The sequence below is a fragment of the Nocardia sp. 852002-20019_SCH5090214 genome (genome assembly GCF_001665865.1).
Lineage (GTDB): Bacteria > Actinomycetota > Actinomycetes > Mycobacteriales > Mycobacteriaceae > Nocardia > Nocardia nova.
The window spans coordinates 1-625 of record NZ_LZMK01000047.1; the positions used below are offsets into that span (position 1 = coordinate 1).

The window sequence follows — 625 nt, forward strand, 5'->3', positions numbered from 1 at the left end:
TGTTCTGGGCGAGCCCGGCGTGCCCGGAATGGACGGACGCGAAGGGACAGAAACGCTACTTCGACCAGAGCAACCAGTACCGGTTCGACGAGGAACTCGGCATCGTCGAGGATCCGGCGTCCGGGCGCAGCCGCGCGCTGGTCGAGCAGATTCCCCGGTATCTGCGTGCGATGGCCGCGCGCGGCAAGCCGGTGCTGGCCGGGGTGATGGAAAACGTCGTGCAGTGCTGGAAGTGGGACGACCGGCATCGGTGGCTGCGCGAGATCCAGGACCTCGGTTACGAGACCCGGGTCATCGCCCTGAATTCCGCGCACGTGCTGCCGCGCACCTGCCTGCCGGTGCCGCAGTCCCGCGACCGGCTCTACATCGCGTACTGGCTCAAATCGCTGGGGCGGCGCCCGGATTGGGACAAGTGGCTGCGCCCGAAGGCATGGTGCCCGAGCTGCGAGCAGGTTGTGGACGCGATCCAGTCGTGGAAGAAGCCCGGCACGCAGATGGGCCGCTACGGCGTGCGTCACGGCCAGTATGTCTACCGGTGCCCGTCGAGGGCGTGCCGGTACGCGATCGCCGAGCCGATCACCACACCGGCGTCGGTGGCCATCGACTGGAGCCTGCCGCCCGGGGA

1 pseudogene is annotated in these 625 nt (G+C 68.6%); it reads left to right on the forward strand.

Annotated elements, in window-relative coordinates:
* A pseudogene (locus tag A5780_RS42980) lies at positions 1 to 625 on the forward strand (DNA cytosine methyltransferase); the annotation flags it as partial.